Below are 16,315 nucleotides of genomic sequence, written 5' to 3'. Positions count from 1 at the left end.
TGCGCGGGAATAACCCGGGGCGATGCGGCGGAATAGTGCGCTCCATCATGCAGTTGGCAACGGTCACAGGCTATGGAGGGAGACAGTCCGGGATGATTAGCGCATGATCGAGGGCGTGACCGAGCTAGCGACCCCGAGTGTCCCGCCCGCACCGCCCGCACCGTCGGCCATGCGCCGTGCGCTGCGGCGGGCTCGCGATGGCGTGACGCTCAATGTCGATGAAGCCGCCGTGCTGTTGCACGCACGCGGCGAGGACCTGGTCGATCTGAGTCAGAGCGCCGCACGAGTTCGCGACGCCGGGCTGGAATCGGCCGGTCGGCCCAAGACAATCAGTTACTCGCGCAATGTCTTCATTCCGCTGACCAAGCTGTGTCGTGACAAGTGTCACTACTGCACCTTCGTCACGGTGCCGGGCAAGCTGCGCGCCGAGGGCAGGGGCATGTTCCTCGAACCCGACGAGGTACTCGAGATCGCTCGTCAGGGTGCCGCGCTCGGCTGCAAAGAGGCGCTGTTCACCCTCGGAGACCGTCCGGAGGACCGCTGGCCGGAGGCCGCGCAGTGGCTCGACGAGCGCGGCTACGACTCCACCCTCGACTACCTGCGCGCCGTATCGATCATGGTGCTCGAGGAGACCGGGCTGCTGCCGCATCTGAATCCCGGCGTCATGTCGTGGGAGGAAATCTCCAGGCTCAAACCGGTCGCGCAGTCGATGGGCATGATGCTCGAGACCACCGCCACCCGGCTGTTCACCGAAAAGGGCCAGTGCCACTACGGAAGTCCGGACAAGGATCCCGCGGTTCGGCTGCGTGCTATCACCGATGCGGGCAGGCTTTCGGTGCCGTACACCACCGGCATCCTGGTCGGTATCGGCGAGACGTTGCACGAGCGCGCCGAGTCGATCATGGCGATCCGTAAGCAGCACAAGGCTTTCGGGCACATTCAGGAAGTGATCATCCAGAACTTCCGCGCCAAGGACGACACCGCGATGCGCGATGCCCCCGACGCCGGGCTGGAGGAGTTCCGTGCCACCATCGCGGTGACGCGGCTGCTGCTCGGACCCGACGTACCGGTGCAGGCGCCGCCGAATCTGGTGTCGCACGAGGAATGCCTCGCCCTGATCGACGCGGGCATCGACGACTGGGGCGGCGTATCGCCGGTGACCCCGGACCACGTGAACCCGGAACGGCCGTGGCCGAACCTGGACACCCTGCGCGAGATCACCGAAGCCGCGGGCTACCAACTCGTCGAACGCACCTCGGCGCACCCGAAATACGTGCGCGCGGGCAACCCGTGGGTCGACCCGCGCATCGGCGCGCACGTCGCCGCGCTCACCGATCCGGCCACCGGCCTGGCCAACCCGGACGCGATGCCCGTCGGCCTGCCATGGCAGGAGCCCGACGAGTCATGGGAGTCGGCGGGACGGGTGGATCTGAACACCTCGATCGACACCGATGGCCGTATCACCGAGAGCCGCAGCGATTCCGCTCTCGGCCAGGATGTCGTCGGCGCCTTCGGCGATTGGGACACCATTCGCGAACAGGCGCGCGATCTCGCCGTCACGGCGCCGGAGCGGTTGGACTCCGAGGTGCTCGCGGCGCTGCGCGCGGCCGAGAACGACCCCGCCGGACTCACCGACGACGAGTACCTCGCGTTGGCGACCGCCGAGGGACCCGCGCTGGAGGCTGTCGCCGCACTGGCAGATCAGCTGCGTCGCGATGTCAACGGTGACAACGTGACCTATGTGGTGAACCGGAACATCAACTTCACCAATATCTGCTACACCGGCTGCCGTTTCTGCGCGTTCGCCCAGCGCAAGGGTGATGCCGATGCGTTCACCCTGAGCATGGACGAGGTCGCCGACCGGGCATGGGAGGCGCATGTCGATGGCGCCACCGAGATCTGCATGCAGGGCGGTATCGACCCCGAGCTGCCCGTCACCGGTTACGCCGATCTGGTGCGGGCGATCAAGCAGCGGGTGCCGTCGATGCACGTGCACGCCTTCAGCCCGATGGAGATCGTCAACGGCGCTTCGCGCGGCGGGCAGAGCATCCGTGACTGGCTGGTCGCGCTGAAAGAAGCAGGGCTCGACACCATTCCCGGCACGGCCGCGGAAATCCTCGACGACGAGGTGCGCTGGGTGCTCACCAAGGGCAAGCTGCCCACCTCGGCATGGGTCGAGGTGATCACGACCGCGCACCAGGTCGGCCTGCGCTCCAGCTCGACGATGATGTACGGCCACGTCGACAACCCGAAGCACTGGGTCGGCCATCTGCGGGTGCTGCGCGGAATCCAGGACGAGACAGGTGGTTTCACCGAATTCGTGCTGTTGCCCTTCGTGCATCAGAGCTCACCGCTGTACCTGGCCGGCGCGGCGCGCCCCGGTCCGACCATCAGGGACAATCGGGCGGCGCACGCGCTCTCACGGATCATGCTGCACGGTCGCATCGATAACATTCAGACCAGCTGGGTCAAACTCGGCACAGCGGGCACCAGGATGATGCTCAACGGTGGCGCGAACGATTTGGGAGGTACGTTGATGGAGGAGACAATCTCCCGCATGGCCGGCTCCCAGCACGGCTCGGCCAAAACCGTCGCCGAACTCACCGATATCGCCGAAGGCATCGGTCGTCCGGTCCGCGAGCGCACCACCACCTATGGTGTCCCGCAACATAAGCTGTCGGTCCTGCCGCTTACGGTCGGGTAGTCCCGAGAAGCCGCAATGGCGCGGTGCGAAACACGATTAGTTAGGGCAGACTGACCCGGAGTAGCCTGAGCTGCCGGGATAATGTGACGCCCGGCGGGCTATCACCGCAGGTGAGGACAGACTAGGAGAGCGGCAGTGCCGTACATCATCGCTGAACCGTGCGTTGACGTGAAGGACAAGGCATGCATCGAAGAGTGCCCCGTGGATTGCATCTACGAGGGTGGTCGCATGCTGTACATCCATCCCGACGAGTGCGTGGACTGTGGTGCATGTGAACCGGTGTGCCCGGTGGAGGCCATCTTCTACGAAGACGACACCCCGGACCAGTGGAGCGGGTACATCAACGCCAACGTCGACTTCTTCGACGAGCTGGGTTCGCCCGGCGGCGCGACGAAGGTCGGCAAGGTGGATTACGACCCGAAACTCATCAAGGAGCTACCTCCGATGGCGAGTGAGTGAGTTCTGACGTGTCAGCGCGCGGCCGGGTCAGCAGTCTGCTGCCCGATTTCCCTTGGGACACCATCGCTTCGGTGAAAGCGAAGGCAGCCGCACATCCCGGCGGGATCGTCGATCTTTCAGTGGGAACCCCGGTCGATCCGGTCGACCCGCTGATCAGGGCCGCGTTGGGTTCGGTGGCCGAGGTGCCCGGTTACCCGACCACACACGGCACGCTCGAGCTGCGCACCGCCGCGGTCGACGCGCTGAAGCGACGCTTCGGGATCACCGGGATCGATCCGGCGGCCGTGCTGCCGGTGATCGGCACCAAGGAATTGATCGCGGGACTGCCGAGGCTGCTCGGACTCGGTGGCGGCGATCTCGTGGTGATTCCCGAGGTCGCCTACCCGACCTACGAGGTGGGCGCGTTGCTGGCCGGTACGCAGGTCGCAAGGGCGGACGGGCTGACGCAACTCGGCCCGCGATCACCCGCGCTGATCTATGTGAACTCCCCATCGAATCCGACGGGTCGGGTGCTCGGCGTCGACCACCTGCGCAAGGTGGTCGCCTATGCCCGCGAGCGTGGCGCGATCGTCGCCTCCGACGAGTGCTACCTCGGCCTCACCTGGGACGGCCGCGCGGTTTCCATCCTCGATCACGAGGTGTGCGACGGTGACCACACCGGCCTGCTCGCGATCCACTCGCTGTCGAAGACCTCGAACCTGGCCAGCTATCGCGCCGGTTTCGTGGCGGGCGATCCCGCGCTTGTCGCCGAACTGCTCGAGGTGCGCAAGCACTCCGGGATGATGGTTCCGTTCCCGATCCAGGCGGCGATGACCGCGGCACTCGGTGACGACACCCACGAGGCACAGCAGCGCGAGCGCTACCGTGCGCGGCGCGAGGTATTGCGAAACGCCTTGCTGACGGCAGGTTTCCGTATCGACCACTCGGAGGCGGGCCTCTACCTCTGGTCCACCCGTGGCGAACCCTGCCGCAGCACTCTGGATTGGCTTGCCGATCGCGGCATCCTGGCGGCACCCGGCGACTTCTACGGACCCACGGGCGCGGAACACGTTCGAATCACGCTTACCGCGACCGACGAGCGGATCGCCGCCGCGGTGCGCCGACTGACCGCCATCTGACCTCCTCGGCCTGATCACACTGTCGGAACCGGTGGCCGTTCCGACGGTGATTCGGGCGGCCGACACGGCTTGTCGGCACGCGCGATCATCGGCGAACGGCGATAGCCTTGGTTATGGACGCTGTCACGGTTGTCCCCACCCCCGGCAATGAGCCGGTGCATTCCTACGCGCCGGGTAGTCGTGAGCGGGAGTTGCTGGTTACCGAGCTCGCCGAGATCTCCGCGGAATCGGTGGAAGTGCCGCTGGTGATCGGGGGTAAACATCGTCCCGGGATCGGGGTGCGGCGCACGATCGTGGCACCGCATCGGCATCGGCAGGTGTTGGGGACCTACACCGATACCACCCATTCGGAAGCCCAGGGCGCGATCGATGCGGCGATGGCGGCAGCGCCCGGCTGGCGAACATTGCCGTTCGACGAGCGGGCCGCTGTCTTCCTGCGGGCCGCCGATCTGCTCGCCGGGCCGTGGCGGGAAACGATCGCGGCCGCGACAATGCTCGGCCAGTCGAAGACGGTCCAGCAGGCCGAGATAGATGCGCCGTGCGAACTCGTCGATTTCTGGCGGTTCAATGTGGCGTTCGCGCGCGGGATTCTCCAGCAGCAACCGGAGTCGAGCGCCGGGGTGTGGAACCGGCTCGACTATCGGCCGCTGGAAGGTTTCGTCTACGCGATCACCCCGTTCAACTTCACCGCGATCGCCGGGAATCTGCCGACCGCGCCCGCCCTGATGGGCAATACCGTGGTGTGGAAGCCGTCGTCGGCGCAGACGTTGTCGGCGTTCTACACGATGCGGCTGCTCGAGGAGGCGGGCCTGCCGCCCGGCGTGATCAATATGGTGACCGGCAGCGGTGTCGAACTCTCGGAGGTGGCTCTGGCCGATCCACGACTGGCGGGCATCCATTTCACCGGATCCACCAAGACGTTCCAGTCCCTGTGGAGTCAGGTGGGCGCCAATATCGGCCGCTACCAAGGATACCCGCGATTGGTCGGTGAGACCGGGGGAAAGGACTTCATCGTCGCGCATACCTCCGCCGACCCGGATGCTTTGCGAACCGCGCTGATTCGCGGTGCGTATGAGTATCAGGGACAGAAATGTTCGGCCGCATCGCGTGCCTATATCGCGCGATCGGTGTGGCGTGTGATGGGCGACGACTTCCTGAATCTGACCAGAGAACTGACCTATGGCGACGTGACCGATCTGTCGAATTTCGGTGGTGCGCTGATCGATCGCCGTGCCTACGACAAGAATGTGGCCGCCATCGAACGGGCGAGGGCGGCAGGCATCGCCATCTCGGTCGGTGGTGAATACGACGACAGCGAAGGGTGGTTCGTGCGGCCGACAGTGCTGCTGGTCGACGATCCGCGCGACGAGTCCTTCGCCACCGAGTATTTCGGGCCGGTCCTCTCGGTACACGTCTACGACGATGCCGAGCCCGGCGCGTACGCAGCCATTCTCGCCGAGGTCGAATCGGCGGCGCCCTACGCACTGACCGGCGCGATATTCGCACAGGACCGTCACGCCGTCGAGCAAGCATCCGCCGCACTGCGATTCGCGGCGGGAAATTTCTATGTCAATGACAAGCCGACGGGTGCGGTGGTCGGCCAGCAGCCCTTCGGCGGTGCACGCGCCTCCGGTACCGACGACAAGGCAGGGTCGCCGCTGAACCTATTGCGCTGGGTGTTGCCGCGCACGATCAAGGAGACCTTCGTACCGCCGACGGACTATCGGTATCCGCATATGGGGGAGGCCTGAGGTGATCAATCCGCTGCGGCCCGCAATTCTCGCCGCGGCGGGGTTGCCGCGGATGAAGCGGATGCTCACCGGGATCCCCGTCACGGCGAATATCGTGCGGCGGTTCGTGGCCGGCGAGACCCGCGACGAGCTCATTCCGGTGGTGCGTTCGCTGCTCGACACAGGCCGGATGATCAGTGTCGACTTCCTCGGCGAGAACACCATAGACCGTGCGCAGGCCGATGCCACACTCGCGGAATATCTTTCGCTGATCAACGACCTGGCCGCATTGGGCACCGGACCGAGCGGCGCGCCCGCACGGGTCGAGGTGTCGGTGAAGCTGTCCGCGCTCGGGCAGGCGCTGCCGGGCGACGGACCAGCGGCCGCGACCGAGAATCTGCTCATCCTGTGCGCCAAGGCCGCTGAGGCGGGCGTTTGGGTCACCGTCGACGCCGAGGAGCACAGCACCACCGAGGCCACCTTGGCGACGGTGCGTGCGGTGCGTGCCGAATTCCCGTGGCTCGGTGCGGTATTGCAGGCCTATCTGCACCGCACCGAGGCGGACTGCCGGGGGCTGTCCGGTGCCGACTCGCGAATCCGGCTGTGCAAGGGCGCTTATCGTGAACCGCACGCCGTCGCCTTCCAGGGCGCGTCCGAGGTGACCGACTCCTACCTTCGGTGCCTCGATGTCCTGATGCGCGGGGACGGCTATCCGATGGTGGCCTCACACGATCCGGTGCTCATTGCCGACGCAGCGCGGCTGGCCACCGAAACCGGCAGGGGCACGGAGCGATTCGAGCATCAGATGCTGTACGGAATCCGTGATGCCGAGCAGCTGCGATTAGCCGCCGAGGGCAATCAGGTGCGGGTATATGTGCCCTACGGCAACCAGTGGTACGGCTATCTCACCCGGCGTCTGGCCGAGCGTCCGGCCAACCTGGTGTTCTTCCTACGCGCCCTGGTCGGCGATTCCTGACGCCGTCAACGGGTCGTGAGGTCAGAGCAGCGGCTTGCCGAGACGGTGGCGTCTGCGCATGTCGTACAGAAAGGCGTTCATCGGAAAGAGCCTGGCCTGCTTGGGAAGCCGACCCTGGACGGCACCGATGGTACGCAGCAGCCTGACCGCGAACCGGTCGCGGCGGGCGGTCCATGTCATGTGCATCTCGTCGCGCAGATGCGGTGGAAGCAGGGCGGTGACCACGAATCGCTGCACCGGGGCGAAGGCTCGCAGCGGCGGCGCGACCATCTTCAGATCGATGAGGTGGTCGAAATAGGCGCGGGTGCGCGCGTCGATGGTCTTGGTCGCCAGGTTGGTGTTCCAGTACTCCTCGAACGCTTTTCGATCGGCGGGCCACAGCTGCCTCGGCATCTGCAACGTGGTTCCGAACCGAGCGGCGTACTGGTAGAACACCTCTGCGGTGTCCTCGTCCAGCGTGCCGTGCAGTCGTTCCTCCAGATCGATGACGCCCCAGTACAGGCAGGCGGCCACCCACAGCTGCAACTTCGGGTCGAAGGCGTTGTATCGGACCGCCGCGCCCGGCTCGGAGTGAATCGGGCGGTGCGACTGGTTGACGGCCTCCCGGTAGACCGCGCGGTCCTCCTCGGTGCCCATCATCGCGACCGCGAGGTAGGTGAGCGTGGTGCGCAGCCGCTTCCACGGGTGTAGATCCACCCGGCCCGTCTCGACGGTGCTGTCCATGACGCCGTAGGCGACGGGTTTCAGGCTCAGCTGCATGATGACATTGGCGGTCCCGCCGAGGAAGGCGGCGACACCGCTCCAGAACTCGTCGATGGCGAAGTCATCGGCCGTGCCGTAGCGGCAGGTCGGTACCGGTTCGGGCGTCGTTGCGCGAAGGGGCGCGGTCATCGTTGGCCTCGTCTTTCCGGATCCAGCTGCGGCGCGGTAATTAGCTGGTGAGAGCTTTAGGTTCTAACCTTCTCATTGACTCTATGGTGTGTCAATCGGCTGCCAGTTCATCTAGACCAGCGATTTGCCTCGGCGCATGCGCCTGCGCAGGTCGTAGAGGTAGACATTCAGCGGGAACAGTCGCGCCTTCCTCGGCAGCCGGGTCTGCACCGCGGAGATCCCACGCAGCAGTCGGTCGAACCGCCGCTGATCGCGATCCGACCACGTCAGGTGCATCTCGTCGCGTAGGTGCTGCGGTAGCAGCCCCGTGACGACGAACCGCTGTAGACCGGCGAAGACGAGTTGGCTCGGGCGCGACAACATCTTCAGATCGATCAGGTCGTTGAAGTAGTCGCGCAACGCGGGCTCGATCTCACGCTCGGCCAGGTTCTCGTCCCAATACTTCTGGAACGCCGCACGATCGGCGGGCCACATCTCCTGTCGCATCTGCAAGGTGGTGCCGAGGCGTGAGCTGAACTGATAGAGAGCGTCCGCGGTGTCGGAGTCCATCGGTCCGCGCATGCGCTCGTTGAGATCGTTGATGCCCCAGTACAGGCAGGCGGCCACCCACAGCTGCAACTCCGGGTCGAAGGCGTTGTATTCGACGGGGCTCGCGGAGGTCGATCGGACTGGTCGATGCGACTCGTTGACGGCCTCCCGGTAGCGCATGCGCTCCTCGTCGGTGCCCATCAGCGCGACCGCGAGATAGCTCAGCGTGGTGCGCAGCCGTTTGATCGGGTGCAGCGTGATCTTGCCGCTGTCGACAGTGCTCTCCAGCACACCGCGCCCGACGGGGCGCAGGCTCAGCTGCATGATCACGTTGGCGGTGCCGCCGAGGAACGCGGCGATACCGTCGAGGTACTCGCCGACGGTGTCCGGCGTGATCGGCGGAACCGACGATGTGGCGCCGTCCGGATCCGACGGGCGGTCGGGCTTGTGCTGCGGGGCGGTCATCGTTGACCTCGTCTTTCATTGTCCGTGGGCTTTCGCATGTACGTACCCCACCGACGATGATGGCATGCAATGCTGTTGGTGTCATCGTTTCACCGACGCGTATCGGCGTACCTCCGCCTTCGCTGCGGCCGTGCGCGGTCGGTGGACGGATTCGTCCGACCGGCCAATTAGGGTGGGGGCATGGCGAGGCTGACCAGACTGCTGGCGCTGGTGCGTAGTGCCGGCCCCGAGGACCGCAATCAGGCGCGGGTGCTGGACGCCGCGCTGCTGGCCTTCCTGGATTTCGGCATCAAACGCACCAGCATGGTCGAGGTGGCTCGGCGCTGCGGACTCTCGCTCGCGACCCTCTACCGGCGATTCGCCAGCAAGACCGATCTCATCCAAGCGGTTGCGCTACGCCAGGCGCGCCAGTTCATCGACGAGGCGGACGCCACATTGCAGCGGCAGGTCGATCACGACGCCAGCGCCGAGGATCAGATCGTCGAACTGTTCGTCGCATTCTTGAATGGGTTGCGCGGCAACAAATTACTGGACCGGTTGCTCGAGACCGAGCCGGAGATCGTGCTGCCGTACCTCACGGTCAAGGGTGCTCCGGTGATCGAGCTCGGCCGCGACTATCTCGCCGAATTCATCACCCGGCTCCAGGGCGAAGGCAAGCTGCCCGATTACGATCCGGAGCCGCTCGCCGAAATGGTTGCCCGGACAGCGGTTTCGCTGGCGCTCACACCGCAGACGGTGATTCCGCTCGGCGACGATGTGGCGGCGCGCAAGTTCGCTCGCGACCACGTCGTCGTTTCGTTCCGCGTCAGCTAGATCTCAGACAAGGCGCAGGCCGAGCCGTCGTCGAACGCGCATGTCCCACAGGAAGGCGTTGACAGGAAAGGTCTTGACCTGCTTCGGCATTCGACTCTCTACAGCGCCGACGGCGCGCAGCAGCCCGGCCAGCGCACGGTCGTCACGCGCGGTCCATGTCATGCCCATTTCAGCGCGCAGGTGCGGGGGCAGCAGCCCGGCGGTCACCCAGCGGTGCGGGCGGGCGAAGGCCAGCTGAACCGGACGCGGGAACATCTTCAGATCGACTATCTCCCAGAAGTATTCGCGGATCGGCGGGTCGATGACCGTCTTCGACAGGTTCTCGGCCCAGTAGGCGTCGAACGCCGCCCGGTCGGCGGGCCACATGTCCGAACGCATCTGCAAGGTGCTGCCGAGTCGTTCGGCGTGCCGGTAGAACCCGTCGGCGGCGATATCGTCCATCGGGCCGTGCATGCGCTCGTAGAGGTCGCGGGCGCCCCAGTACAGGCAGGCCGCGACCCACAGCTGCAACTTCGGGTCGAAGGCGTTGTACTTCACCGGGCTGCTCGGGGTCGATCGAACCGGCTGGTGCGAGTGATTGATCGCGTCGCGATAGGCCGCGCGCTCGTCCTCGCTACCGAGCATGGCGACGGCGAGGTAGGTCAAGGTGGTCCTTGTTCGTTTGATCGGGTGCAGCATGACCTTGCCGCTGTCGACGGTGCTCTCGAACACGCCGTATCCGACCGGCCGGGTGCTGAGCTGCATGATGACGTTCGCGGCGGCGGCGAAGAACGCGGCGGACCCGTCGAGGTACTGCCGGATATCGAATTCGCCGGGGGGTGTCGGCGCGTGGGTAGGTGCGCGGAGCGGGCTGGTCATCATCGACCTCGTTCTCATTGTTGAGAAGGTTATGTATAAACGGTCTCACTGCCTCATGGGGCTGTCAACCGCATCGCGCGGGTTCATCGAGCTGTGATCGGCGGGGGAGTGTGTCAAGCTCGCCTGCTACCGAAGTAGCGTGAGCGAATGTCGTTCGGTGCGCCCCTGCTGCTTCGCTCCCTGAACCCGCTCGCCGTCGCCGCGGGAGAGGACATCCCGGATGCGGTCACCATCGACGGGGTCACGCTCTCGCGCAGCGATCTGCTCGGTGCGGCGACCTCGGTGGCCGAACGTGTCGCTCGTGCCGAGCGGGTCGCGGTGCTGGCCAGGCCGACCGTCACCACCGTCCTCGCGGTGATCGGCTGCCTCATCGCGGGGGTCACCGTCGTTCCGGTACCACCGGACTCGGGCACCGCCGAGCTCGAGCACATCCTCGGCGACTCGGGGGCGCAGGCGTGGTTGGGGGAGGCGCCGGCACAGACGCATCTTCCTGTGGTGCCGGTCCGCGTGCATGCCCGCTCCTGGCACACCTATTCCGAACCCGAGCCCGCCGCAACGGCATTCGTGCTCTATACCTCCGGGACCACCGGTCCGCCCAAGGGCGTCGTACTCAGTCGTGGCGCCATCGCCGCGGGCCTCGACGCGGTCGCCGATGCCTGGTCTTGGACCGCCGATGATGTTCTGGTGCATGGACTTCCGCTGTTCCACGTGCACGGCCTGATTCTCGGCATGCTCGGCCCGTTGCGGGTAGGCAGCCCGGTTATCCACACCGGCAAGCCGACCCCGCAGGCCTATGCGGAAGCGCGCGGCACGCTGTACTTCGGCGTACCGACGGTGTGGTCGCGCATTGCCGAAGATCCCGACGCGGCAAAGCAATTGGCGAGCGCACGGCTGCTCGTTTCCGGCAGCGCGCCGCTGCCGGTTCCGGTATTCGAGCGACTGCGCGAACTCACCGGTCACGCGCCGGTCGAGCGTTACGGCATGAGTGAAACCATGATCACGCTGTCCACCCGCGCCGATGGCGAGCGGCGGCCGGGTTGGGTCGGCGTTCCGGTCGCGGGCGTGCGGACCCGCATCCGCGACGAAGCGGGCGCGGCCGTCGCGCACGACGGCGAAAGCATCGGCGGTCTCCAGGTGCATGGACCGATGGTGTTCGACGGCTACCTCGACCGCCCCGAGGCGACGGCCGAATGTTGGACCGAGGACGGCTGGTTCAAGACCGGCGACGTGGCGGCCATAGCTGCCGATGGCTTCCATCGGATCGTCGGCCGGGAATCGGTGGACCTCATCAAGTCCGGCGGCTACCGCATCGGTGCGGGCGAAGTGGAAACCGCATTGCTCGGGCACCCCGACGTCGCCGAGGTCGCGGTCGTCGGACTTCCCGATGCCGACCTCGGCCAGCGCATCGTCGCCTACGTCGTCCTGGGTAGCGCGGCGACGGATTCCATCGAGAAGGCGCTCATAGAGCACGTGGCCGAGCAACTGTCGGTGCACAAGCGGCCGCGTGAGGTGCGAGTGGTAAGTGCGCTCCCACGCAATGCGATGGGCAAAGTGCAGAAGAAGCTGCTCGGCTGAGCGAGGTCGGTCGAAGGATGGACTTGACCTCTACTCAGGTCGAGGTCTTACTGTCACGGCATGACCGCGACATTGACGCCCGAACAACTCGAATACCTGCACACCCAACAGCTGGGCCGTTTGGCGACCGTGCGTCCCGACGGTTCGCCACAGAACAGTCCTGTCGGGTTCCGCTACAACGCGGAACTCGGCACGATCGACATCGGTGGCTGGAATATGGGCGCCTCGAGGAAGTTTCGCAACCTCGCCGACAACGATCGGGTGGCGTTCGTGGTCGACGATGTCGCGTCGATCCAGCCGTGGCGGGTGCGTTGCCTCGAAATACGAGGTACCGCAGAGGCTTTGACCGACATCGAGTCCTATGTCAACGGTGAGGTCGGTGAATTGATTCGCATTCACCCGACCCGCGTCATCGCCTTCGGTATCGAGCAGCCGGCGAGCTGAGGCGCGGTGGCCGCACACCTTCGCGAAGGCGAACGTGTGCGGCTATCGGCTCAGTTGGCGTGCAGTGCGGAGTTGAGCTCGATGCCGGTTCCCTTGCGCGGCACCACTTCCACCGCACCGGTGACGGAGTTGCGGCGGAAGAGCAGGTTGTTCTGACCGGCGAACTCGGAGGCCTTCACGATGGCGCCGTCGGGGGTGGTGACCTTGGTGCCCGCGGTGAGGTAGAGGCCCGCTTCCAGTACGCAGTCGTCGCCGAACGGGATGCCGAGGCCAGCGTTGGCGCCGAGCAGTGAGCGCTCGCCGACGGAGATGACGGTGGTGCCGCCGCCGGAGAGGGTGCCCATGATGGAGGCGCCGCCGCCGACGTCGGAGCCGTCGCCGACGACAACGCCCGCGGAGATACGACCCTCGACCATTGATGCGCCGAGGGTGCCCGCGTTGAAGTTGACGAAGCCCTCGTGCATGACGGTGGTGCCGGAGGCGAGATGCGCGCCGAGGCGGACCCGGTCGGCGTCGCCGATGCGGACGCCGGAGGGCAGCACGTAATCCACCATCCTCGGGAACTTGTCCACGCTGTACACCGTGACCTGGCCGCGGGCGCGCAGCTTGGCGCGGGTGAGCTCGAAGCCCTCCACCGCCGCCGGTCCGTGGTTGGTCCACACCACATTGCTGAGCAGTCCGAACTGCCCGTCGAGGTTCAGCCCGTGCGGGCGAACCAGGCGGTGCGAGAGCAGGTGCAGGCGCAGGTAGACGTCGTGCGCGTCGACCGGGGCCGCGGTGAGGTCCGCGATGGTGGTCTGCACCGCGATCGCCTCGACGCCGCGGGCATCGTCGACGCCGACGAGCGCGGCGAGCTCGGCGGGAGCCTCGTCGAGCCGCTTGGTGCCGGTCTCGGTGAACTCGCCGAGACGCGGGTTCGGGTACCAGGTGTCCAGGACGGTTCCGTCCGCGGTCACATTGGCGATACCGACTGCTGTTGCTCCCTGAGTGCTCACGTGAAGAGAGAATACCGACCGCAACCCCACGGCAGGGACCCACGTCTGTGACCTCGGACCCACGTCAGCGACCATCGGGCCGACAGCGGTGACCTTCGCGGCCCCATCGCGGTGACCGTCGGAGATTGCGGGACCTCGGGCGCGCGGCGATCGACCCGCGTCGCGCCCGCCACCGTCGACCAGCGGGCGCCTGTCCTCGGTGTCGACCGCGATTCACCCCGTCCTAGGCTGAACTAGTGACCCTCGACCTGCGTGCCGACCCGATCCAGCTCACCGCCGCCCTCGTCGACATCGAGAGTGTGTCCCGCGACGAGGCGCGGCTCGCCGATATCGTCGAGCGGGCGCTGCGGGAGCAGACGACGGGGTTCGAGGTTCTGCGGCACGGCAACGTGGTGCTCGCGCGCACCGATCGCGGCTTGCCGACCAGGGTCATCCTGGCCGGGCACCTGGATACCGTGCCCATCGCGGACAACGTGCCGAGCCGGTTCGAGGTGAACGAGGCGGGGGAGCAGGTGCTCTACGGCTGCGGCACTGTGGACATGAAGTCGGGCGATGCGGTGTTTCTGCACCTGGCCGCGACCGTCGCCGACCCGGTGCACGATCTGACGCTGATCTTCTACGACTGCGAGGAGATCGCCGCCGAGTTCAACGGGCTCGGCCGTATCGAACGCGAGCTGCCCCAGTGGCTCGAGGGCGATATGGCGATCCTCGGCGAACCTTCGGGCGGCTGGATCGAGGCGGGTTGCCAAGGCACGCTGCGGGTTCGGCTCGGTATGGCGGGCGTGCGGGCGCATTCGGCGCGAGCATGGCTCGGCGACAACGCCATTCACCGTTTGGCTCCGGTCTTGCAGCGGCTCGCCGATTACCCGGCCCGCGCGGTCGACATCGACGGTTGCGTCTACCGGGAGGGTCTGTCCGCGGTCCGCGTCAGCGGTGGCGTCGCAGGCAATGTCGTTCCCGACGCCGCCGAGGTCGACGTGAACTTTCGCTTCGCCCCCGACCGTTCGGTCGAGCAGGCCATCGACCACGTCCGCGAGGTCTTCGCGGGCCTCGACGTGTCTTTCGAGGTGACCGACTCGGCGGCCGGTGCACTGCCCGGCCTCACCGCCCCGGCGGCCGAAGACCTCATCGCCTCGGTGAATACCCATGGCGGCGGCGGCGTACGCGCCAAGTACGGCTGGACCGACGTCTCGCGCTTCGCCGCCCGAGGCATCCCCGCGGTGAACTTCGGCCCCGGCGACCCGAACCTCGCCCACAAGCGTGAAGAACACGTCCCGGTCGCCCAGATCACCGCGGTCACCGCGATGCTGCGCAGCTATCTCACCGGCTCCGTCTGATCCATCGGCTCGCACCGGTAGCGTGGTCGTCATGTCCACCGACGCCGATAACGAGGTCGCGAGCACGCCGAAGTCGACACCCAAGTTCCGCGGACCGATCATGTTCCGCCGCGATCTGAAGCCGCGCGGCACCGCTGACCAGAATCTGCTGGATCAGCACGGACCGAGCGACTGGGTACATACCGACCCGTGGCGGGTGCTGCGCATCCAAGCCGAGTTCATCGAGGGTTTCGGTGCGCTAGCCGAAGTTCCGCGCGCGGTGACCGTATTCGGTTCCGCGCGCACCCAACCAGAGCACCCGGAGTACGAGGCGGCACGCGCCATCGGCGCCGCGCTCGCGCAGGCCGGTTTCGCGGTGATCACCGGCGGCGGGCCCGGCGCGATGGAGGCGGCCAACCGCGGCGCGTCGGAGGCGGGCGGCTATTCGATCGGGCTGGGCATCGAGTTGCCCTTCGAGCAGAGCCTCAACGAGTGGGTCGATCTCGGTATCAACTTCCGCTACTTCTTCGCCCGCAAGACCATGTTCGTGAAGTACTCGCAGGCATTCATCTGTCTGCCAGGTGGTTTCGGCACTCTCGATGAACTGTTCGAGGCGCTGACCCTGGTGCAGACCCGCAAGATCACCCGTTTCCCGATCATCCTGTTCGGCACCAAATATTGGGCGGGGCTGGTGGATTGGCTGCGCGACTCGCTGGGCAGTTCGGGCAAGATCGCGCCGGGTGACCTCGGTCTGCTGCATGTCACCGACAGTGTCGAGGAGGTCTGCCGAATCGTGCTCGGCGAGGCCGCGAATGGTGGGAACGTGGACGCGGTCGGCACGGAGGATCAGTGGTGAGCGCGCCGAGGGTCTACTCCGTCTGTGTCTACTGCTCGGCCAGCACCGCCGATCAGGCCCACATCGCACTCGCTGCCCGGGTGGGCACCGAGATCGCCAGGCGCGGTTGGCAATTGGTTTCCGGCGGCGGACATGTTTCGATGATGGGCGCGGTCGCTACCGCGGCGCGGGCCGGTGGCGCCAATACGATCGGGGTGATCCCGAAACACCTGGTGCACAAGGAAGTCGCCGATGTCGCGGCCGATGAACTCGTCGTCACCGACACCATGCGCCAGCGCAAGCAGGTCATGGAGGACCGCGCCGACGCGTTCCTCACGCTGCCGGGCGGAATCGGCACTCTCGAAGAATTCTTCGAGTCCTGGACCGGCGGCTATCTCGGTCAGCACGACAAACCAGTCGTTGTCCTCGACCAGGACGGCTTCTACGAAGGCCTGTTCCGCTGGCTCGACGAGCTCTACGACCGAAAGTTCGTGTCCCAGTTCGCCAGGGACCGGATCACCGTGGCCACCGATCTCGAGTCGGCGTTCGCGGCGCTGAAACCCCCGGCGGCACCAGATGAAAGCTCCATCCTCGACGAGGAGGTATAG

15 protein-coding genes are annotated in these 16,315 nt (G+C 66.3%); 11 read left to right on the top strand and 4 right to left on the bottom strand.

Annotated features, from left to right (window positions below):
• The first annotated feature begins 103 nt into the window (after window positions 1-103).
• From ACLMAJ_RS01250 to ACLMAJ_RS01230, 5 genes are all read left to right on the top strand, one after another.
• Window positions 104-2,704, top strand: coding sequence for a bifunctional FO biosynthesis protein CofGH (locus ACLMAJ_RS01250; RefSeq protein WP_412011559.1), 2,601 nt, complete (start codon window positions 104-106; stop codon window positions 2,702-2,704).
• Between the two features lie 135 nt (window positions 2,705-2,839).
• Entirely contained in the window at window positions 2,840-3,163 is a 324-nt protein-coding gene (gene fdxA / locus ACLMAJ_RS01245; RefSeq protein WP_412011558.1) for a ferredoxin, read from the top strand.
• Between the two features lie 8 nt (window positions 3,164-3,171).
• A complete protein-coding gene (gene dapC, locus ACLMAJ_RS01240) occupies window positions 3,172-4,281 on the top strand; it encodes a succinyldiaminopimelate transaminase (protein WP_412012007.1) in 1,110 nt (369 codons plus the stop codon).
• A 113-nt stretch (window positions 4,282-4,394) separates the two neighbouring features.
• Window positions 4,395-6,032 (top strand): L-glutamate gamma-semialdehyde dehydrogenase, encoded by a 1,638-nt coding sequence (gene pruA, locus ACLMAJ_RS01235; RefSeq protein ID WP_412011557.1) that lies wholly within the window; start codon window positions 4,395-4,397, stop codon window positions 6,030-6,032.
• A 52-nt stretch (window positions 6,033-6,084) separates the two neighbouring features.
• Window positions 6,085-6,987, top strand: a complete 903-nt coding sequence (locus ACLMAJ_RS01230) for a proline dehydrogenase family protein (RefSeq protein WP_412012006.1) — start codon at window positions 6,085-6,087, stop codon at window positions 6,985-6,987.
• 21 nt (window positions 6,988-7,008) lie between these two features.
• On the opposite strand, the gene ACLMAJ_RS01225 is transcribed toward ACLMAJ_RS01230, so the two are convergent.
• Window positions 7,009-7,878 (bottom strand): oxygenase MpaB family protein, encoded by an 870-nt coding sequence (locus ACLMAJ_RS01225; RefSeq protein WP_412011556.1) that lies wholly within the window; start codon window positions 7,876-7,878, stop codon window positions 7,009-7,011.
• A gap of 111 nt (window positions 7,879-7,989) precedes the next feature.
• Window positions 7,990-8,871 carry an oxygenase MpaB family protein gene (locus ACLMAJ_RS01220; RefSeq protein WP_412011555.1) on the bottom strand — a complete coding sequence of 294 codons (882 nt, stop codon included), beginning with the start codon at window positions 8,869-8,871 and terminating at the stop codon, window positions 7,990-7,992.
• 180 nt (window positions 8,872-9,051) lie between these two features.
• On the opposite strand from ACLMAJ_RS01220, the gene ACLMAJ_RS01215 reads away from it, so the two are divergent.
• Window positions 9,052-9,684, top strand: a complete 633-nt coding sequence (locus ACLMAJ_RS01215) for a TetR/AcrR family transcriptional regulator (protein ID WP_412011554.1) — start codon at window positions 9,052-9,054, stop codon at window positions 9,682-9,684.
• Between the two features lie 3 nt (window positions 9,685-9,687).
• Here ACLMAJ_RS01215 and ACLMAJ_RS01210 read toward each other — a convergent pair whose 3' ends face one another.
• Complete coding sequence (locus tag ACLMAJ_RS01210) at window positions 9,688-10,542, bottom strand: oxygenase MpaB family protein (RefSeq protein ID WP_412011553.1); 855 nt, start codon at window positions 10,540-10,542, stop codon at window positions 9,688-9,690.
• 147 nt (window positions 10,543-10,689) lie between these two features.
• Between ACLMAJ_RS01210 and ACLMAJ_RS01205 the strand changes: the two genes are divergently transcribed.
• Both ACLMAJ_RS01205 and ACLMAJ_RS01200 read left to right on the top strand, forming a co-directional pair.
• On the top strand, window positions 10,690-12,117 hold the full coding sequence (locus ACLMAJ_RS01205) for an acyl-CoA synthetase (RefSeq protein ID WP_412011552.1): 1,428 nt from the start codon (window positions 10,690-10,692) through the stop codon (window positions 12,115-12,117).
• Window positions 12,118-12,177: 60 nt separating this feature from the next.
• On the top strand, window positions 12,178-12,561 hold the full coding sequence (locus tag ACLMAJ_RS01200) for a PPOX class F420-dependent oxidoreductase (protein WP_412011551.1): 384 nt from the start codon (window positions 12,178-12,180) through the stop codon (window positions 12,559-12,561).
• Between the two features lie 50 nt (window positions 12,562-12,611).
• Here ACLMAJ_RS01200 and dapD read toward each other — a convergent pair whose 3' ends face one another.
• A complete protein-coding gene (gene dapD / locus ACLMAJ_RS01195) occupies window positions 12,612-13,556 on the bottom strand; it encodes a 2,3,4,5-tetrahydropyridine-2,6-dicarboxylate N-succinyltransferase (protein ID WP_412011550.1) in 945 nt (314 codons plus the stop codon).
• A 236-nt stretch (window positions 13,557-13,792) separates the two neighbouring features.
• Here dapD and dapE point away from each other — a divergent pair, with 236 nt between their 5' ends.
• The 3 genes from dapE to ACLMAJ_RS01180 are packed head-to-tail and all read left to right on the top strand — an operon-like array spanning window position 13,793 to window position 16,315.
• A complete protein-coding gene (dapE, locus tag ACLMAJ_RS01190; protein WP_412011549.1) occupies window positions 13,793-14,893 on the top strand; it encodes a succinyl-diaminopimelate desuccinylase in 1,101 nt (366 codons plus the stop codon).
• A 31-nt stretch (window positions 14,894-14,924) separates the two neighbouring features.
• On the top strand, window positions 14,925-15,728 hold the full coding sequence (locus ACLMAJ_RS01185; protein ID WP_412011548.1) for an LOG family protein: 804 nt from the start codon (window positions 14,925-14,927) through the stop codon (window positions 15,726-15,728).
• Complete coding sequence (locus ACLMAJ_RS01180; RefSeq protein ID WP_479725019.1) at window positions 15,725-16,315, top strand: LOG family protein; 591 nt, start codon at window positions 15,725-15,727, stop codon at window positions 16,313-16,315. Before ACLMAJ_RS01185 ends, ACLMAJ_RS01180 begins: the two co-directional genes overlap by 4 nt.

This window comes from Nocardia arseniciresistens (assembly GCF_046764875.1).
GTDB classification, from domain to species: Bacteria; Actinomycetota; Actinomycetes; order Mycobacteriales; family Mycobacteriaceae; genus Nocardia; species Nocardia arseniciresistens.
This window is presented reverse-complemented; position numbering and strand designations above follow the sequence as displayed.

Coding starts and splice junctions, on each gene's coding strand:
- ACLMAJ_RS01250 (WP_412011559.1), top strand. CDS start 104: ATGATCGAGGGCGTGACCGAGCTAGCGACCCCGAGTGTCCCGCCCGCA.
- ACLMAJ_RS01185 (WP_412011548.1), top strand. CDS start 14,925: ATGTCCACCGACGCCGATAACGAGGTCGCGAGCACGCCGAAGTCGACA.
- ACLMAJ_RS01230 (WP_412012006.1), top strand. CDS start 6,085: ATGAAGCGGATGCTCACCGGGATCCCCGTCACGGCGAATATCGTGCGG.
- ACLMAJ_RS01210 (WP_412011553.1), bottom strand. CDS start 10,542: ATGACCAGCCCGCTCCGCGCACCTACCCACGCGCCGACACCCCCCGGC.
- ACLMAJ_RS01220 (WP_412011555.1), bottom strand. CDS start 8,871: ATGACCGCCCCGCAGCACAAGCCCGACCGCCCGTCGGATCCGGACGGC.
- ACLMAJ_RS01200 (WP_412011551.1), top strand. CDS start 12,178: ATGACCGCGACATTGACGCCCGAACAACTCGAATACCTGCACACCCAA.
- pruA (WP_412011557.1), top strand. CDS start 4,395: ATGGACGCTGTCACGGTTGTCCCCACCCCCGGCAATGAGCCGGTGCAT.
- ACLMAJ_RS01215 (WP_412011554.1), top strand. CDS start 9,052: ATGGCGAGGCTGACCAGACTGCTGGCGCTGGTGCGTAGTGCCGGCCCC.
- ACLMAJ_RS01225 (WP_412011556.1), bottom strand. CDS start 7,878: ATGACCGCGCCCCTTCGCGCAACGACGCCCGAACCGGTACCGACCTGC.
- ACLMAJ_RS01205 (WP_412011552.1), top strand. CDS start 10,690: ATGTCGTTCGGTGCGCCCCTGCTGCTTCGCTCCCTGAACCCGCTCGCC.